This is a genomic window from Mesorhizobium sp. M7A.F.Ca.CA.003.01.2.1 (assembly GCF_003998945.1).
Lineage (GTDB): Bacteria > Pseudomonadota > Alphaproteobacteria > Rhizobiales > Rhizobiaceae > Mesorhizobium > Mesorhizobium ciceri.
The window spans coordinates 1-4429 of the sequence record NZ_RZRA01000456.1; the positions used below are offsets into that span (position 1 = coordinate 1).

Sequence of the window (4429 nt, forward strand, 5' to 3'; positions counted from 1 at the left end):
CTTGGTGACGACCGAAACGGTGGCGGTCATGCCGGGCCGCAGCAGCAGCTCGTTGTTGTCGACCTCGAGCCGCGCATTGTAGGTGACGACGCCGTCGGTGGTGACCGAGGCATAGGAGATGTCGCGGATCTCGGCATCGAACGGCCGCTCGGGGAAGGCATCGACGGTGAAGCGGGCATGCTGGCCGGATTTGACCGCACCGATGTCGGCCTCGTCGACCGCCGCCACCAGTTCCATGTTCCTGAGATCGGCGGCGATGATGAACAGCACCGGCGCCTGCAGCGAGGAGGCGACCGTCTGGCCGGGATCGACCGAGCGCGTCAAAACGATGCCGTCGATCGGCGCATAGATTGTGCTCTTGGCAAGGTCGGTCTGCTGCGCCTTGAGGTCGGCCTGGGCGATGGCGAGGTTGGCCTGCGCACTGTCGAGAGCTGCCTTGGAACGGTCGCGCGTGGCGGTTGCCGCTTCAAGCGACTGGTCGGTCGCCATGCCGCGCCTGGTCAGTTCGGCGGCGCGCACCAGCGCCTTCTCGTTTTCGGCCAGCGTAACCGTGGCGTCCTCGACATTGGCGGCGGCGGCCTTGGCCGAAGCTTCGGCGCGCTCGATCTGGACTTCGAGTTTCACCGTGTCGAGTGTCGCCAGCACGTCACCCTTCTTGACCTGCTGGTTCTCCTCGGCCGAGACCGAGCGGATGATGCCGGACAGTTCGCTTGAAATATCGACCTGGGTGAGTGGCTGCAACGTGCCGGTCGCCGACACCGCGACGGTGAGGTCGGCCTTGGCGGCAGGCACTGTGGTGTAGTCAATCCTGGCCGGCGAGCCCGCATACCATTGATAGAGGCCAAGCGCGGCGGCGAGCACGATCAGCGCCAGCAACGCATAGAGCCACCCACGACGGCGCGATCTGCGCCGGCCTGTCTGGTCGAGCCCAAGCGCCGTCTCGATGGCGGAATCCGATTCCGTCTTTGGCAGATTGACAATCTGGTCCACGCTGGACCCCTATAATGCGCAATGTCCCTATCTGTGCACAGATCAGGCTTACCGGTTCAAATATCAAATTAAATTTCGCCCATGTTGGGATTGAGGCAGGAATGAAAACCCGGAATTACTTGCTTTACGATGTGTTTACGACCGAGCGACTGGCCGGCAATCCTTTGGCCGTCGTGCTCGACAGCAAGGGATTGGACACGGCCGCGATGCAGGCCATCGCGCGCGAATTCAACCTGTCCGAATCGGTGTTCGTCCTGCCGCCGGCCAATCCCAAGCACAAAAACCGCATCCGCATCTTCACGCCCGACTATGAAATGCCGTTCGCCGGCCATCCGACGGTCGGCGCCGCGATCGCGCTGGCCGAACTGGCGGAAGAGGGCGGCGCCGGCATCTTCGTGCTGGAGGAAAACATCGGTCCGGTGCGGTGCGCCGTCAGCAAGCATGACGGCAACACTTTTGCCGAGTTCGACCTGGCCAAGCTGCCGGAGCCGCTGAAGCTCGATGCCGATCCGGAGGCGATCGGTGCCGCGCTTGGGTTGACGCCGCATGAGATCGGCTTCGAGAATCACCGCGTCGCGTTCTGGTCGGCGGGCGTGCCCTATGTCACCATCCCGGTTGCCAATCTCGAGGCGGCGGGTCGCATCCGGCTGGACAACCAGGCCTGGTCGGAACTGGCGCCGCGCAAGAGCGAATGGGCCTTCGCCAGCCCCTATGTCTACTGCCGCGAGACGGTGAACCACGAAAGCGCCTTCCATGTGCGCATGATCGTGCCTGGCACGCCTTCCTATGAGGATCCGGCGACCGGCTCGGCGGCAGCCGCCTTTGCCGGCGCCATCATGCATTTCGACGCGCCGACCGATGGCATTTCACAGCTGTGGATCGAGCAGGGGCTGGAGATGGGCCGGCCATCGCGCATCCGCCTCGAACTGACCGTGCAAGGCGGAAAACTGGCCTCGGCGCGCATCGGCGGCAACGCAATCAAGGTGGCGGAGGGCAAGCTGTTCGTTTGATCGAACGCATGCTCGGTCGATTTGTCGGGAAATGATTCCGGCAGGGCTGGACAGGACCGATGGTGGCGGCTATATGCCCGCCAACGCCGGTTTTTGCCGGCCGAGTGGGTGCGTAGCTCAGTTGGTAGAGCAGCTGACTCTTAATCAGCGGGTCCACAGTTCAATCCTGTGCGCACCCACCAAATTCCTAGAAGAGTTGGTGGAAAGACCCTGAAAGCGAGACGCGTTTGGCGCATCTCGGGCAAGGCTGTCCGACCGTGATTCTTCAAACGCGCTATCCGGATCTTGTGGCGATTTAGCCGAGTTGAAAAATGCGGCTCAGAAACCGGCCGAATCGAAAAGCAAGGCTCTTTTCCCCGGCTGCAGCATCGCTGGCGCCAATTCCGTCTTTTCCCCCGGAGAAATCGCTGATGGGCCACCAGAAGAAGACCAGGAAGACAACGAAAATGCCGGTGTCGATCGGGCCATGACTTGAATAGCTGCTGTGACGGAACACAACAGCGACCGCCCCGGCGATAACACCGCAGCTGCGGCAGGATGAAATTTCTTCATCCACAAAAATCTATTTGAGAATCGCCGTTACGGTAAGATGCCTCCTTTGTCGTGACAACGGCATCTTTGTCGGCCGATACGGGGAATGAATAATTACTTCTCCGAAACGCCAGCCTCGGCAAAACTCGCCATGCGGGCATGGCACTCCAGCGCCGAGCGGACGATGTTGACGGCGAGGCAGGCGCCGGAGCCTTCGCCGAGCCGCATGCCGAGGTCGAGCAGCGGCGGCAGGCCGAGCGCTTCGAGCAGGCCGCGATGGCCTGACTCAGCGGAGACATGGGCTGCGATGGTGTGGGCGAGGCCGGTCGGGTGCAGCTTCGACAGCGGGGCTGCGGCGGCGGTGCAGACGAAGCCGTCGAGCAGCACGGGTATGCCGAGATGTCGGGCGGCGAGCGTGGCGCCGAAGATGGCGGCCAGTTCGCGTCCGCCGAGCACGGCAGCGATAGCAAGCGGGTCGGCGAGGGCTGCGGCATGGCGCTTCAGGCCGGCTTCGATGGCGACCACCTTGCGCTTCAAGCCGGCGTCATCGACGCCGGTGCCGCGCCCTGTCCACTTTTCCGCGCCGCCGCCGAACAGGGCTGCTGAAACGGCCGCTGCCGGCGTGGTGTTGCCGATACCCATTTCGCCGAAGCAGATAAGGTCCAGATCCTTCGTCACCGCATCATAGCCGGCCGAGACCGCCGCCAGAAAGGCCGCTTCGTCCATTGCCGGACCTTGGGTGAAGTCGCCGGTCGGATGGTCGAGATCGAGCGGGATGACGTCGAGTTCGGCGCCGGCCATGCGGGCAAGCTGGTTGATGGCGGCACCGCCGCCAGCGAAATTCGCCACCATCTGCACGGTGACTTCCGAGGGATAGGCCGACACACCTTGCGCGGTGACGCCGTGGTTGCCGGCGAAGACGAAAACCTTGACGCGGTCGAGTTTCGGCATGTCGCGGCCCTGCCAGCGCGCCAGCCACGCGGCGATGGTCTCGAGCCGGCCGAGGCTGCCTTGCGGCTTGGTCAGCGTGTCCTGGCGGCGGGCGACCGCATTGGCCGCGGCATCGCTGCCAGCCGGCAGGTCGAGGCAGGCGGCGCGCAATTCACTAAGGGATTTGAAGGGCATGGGGGCAAAGTCTCCGAAAAGGAATCAGGCCGCGAGAATCAGGCCAAAGGGATCAGGAAAGCGCTACGGAAGCGACGAGCAGCACCGCGATCTCGCTTGCCTGCTGCAAGGCGCCGATCGTGTCGCCGGTCTGGCCCTCGATCTGGTTGAAGCAAAGGGCGCGGAATGCGGCAAACAGCAGGCCAAGCAGGATCAGCGCGAAGACGGCGCCGCCCAGCCCGAGCAAGAGAAGCGGGATCGCGCCGAGCAAGGCGCCGGCTATGGCGGTTTCCTGCGAGACGGTGCCGGCGTCGACCGAGAGGCCGTCGACGCGCGCTGGAGGCAAGAGATGCATGAAGGCGCCAAGCAGGCCGCGCGAGGCCGCGTGTGCGGCCAGGAGGGCAAACAGGGCCTGTGTGGGATCGACGAACTCCGACAGCGCGCTCCAGCGGACCAGCAGCGACAGAGCCAGCGCCGCCGCACCATAGGCGCCGATGCGGCTGTCGCGCATGATCTCAAGTTTGCGGCCGCGCGATTTGCCGCCGCCAAAACCGTCGGCGACGTCGGACAGGCCGTCCTCATGCAGGCAGCCGGTGGTGAGCAGGGTTGCCATAAGGGCAAGTGCGGCCGCCGGCCCCATGGCAAGGCCGAACCGTTCCGCCGTGGCAAAAACGATGGCGCCGATCAGGCCGACGACGAGACCGGCGATGGGGGCGGCCCAGATCGCCGCGGCAAGGCTGCGGCCGCGAAAATCGAAGACGGGCAGCGGCAGCCTGGTGAAGAAGACCAGGCAG

The 4429-nt window shown here is 64.3% G+C and carries 5 protein-coding genes and 1 tRNA gene; 2 read left to right on the forward strand and 4 right to left on the reverse strand.

All coding sequences use genetic code 11. From position 1 onward, the window contains the following. On the reverse strand, positions 1–990 hold a 990-nt coding region (locus EN969_RS18585), incomplete at its 3' end, for an efflux RND transporter periplasmic adaptor subunit (RefSeq protein WP_127419296.1). Positions 991–1091: 101 nt separating this feature from the next. Between EN969_RS18585 and EN969_RS18590 the strand changes: the two genes are divergently transcribed. After that, on the forward strand, positions 1092–2000 hold the full coding sequence (locus EN969_RS18590; RefSeq protein WP_063168252.1) for a PhzF family phenazine biosynthesis protein: 909 nt from the start codon (positions 1092–1094) through the stop codon (positions 1998–2000). A 106-nt stretch (positions 2001–2106) separates the two neighbouring features. Beyond that, a tRNA-Lys gene (locus EN969_RS18595) sits at positions 2107–2182 on the forward strand. A gap of 113 nt (positions 2183–2295) precedes the next feature. Here the strand turns inward: EN969_RS18595 and EN969_RS18600 are convergent. From EN969_RS18600 to cobS, 3 genes are all read right to left on the reverse strand, one after another. Further along, positions 2296–2556 (reverse strand): hypothetical protein, encoded by a 261-nt coding sequence (locus EN969_RS18600; RefSeq protein ID WP_063168251.1) that lies wholly within the window; start codon positions 2554–2556, stop codon positions 2296–2298. A gap of 89 nt (positions 2557–2645) precedes the next feature. Continuing rightward, entirely contained in the window at positions 2646–3656 is a 1011-nt protein-coding gene (gene cobT / locus EN969_RS18605) for a nicotinate-nucleotide--dimethylbenzimidazole phosphoribosyltransferase (protein WP_063168250.1), read from the reverse strand. Between the two features lie 52 nt (positions 3657–3708). Further along, positions 3709–4429 (reverse strand): adenosylcobinamide-GDP ribazoletransferase (gene cobS, locus EN969_RS18610; protein WP_127419297.1); only part of this gene is annotated, 721 nt, incomplete at its 5' end.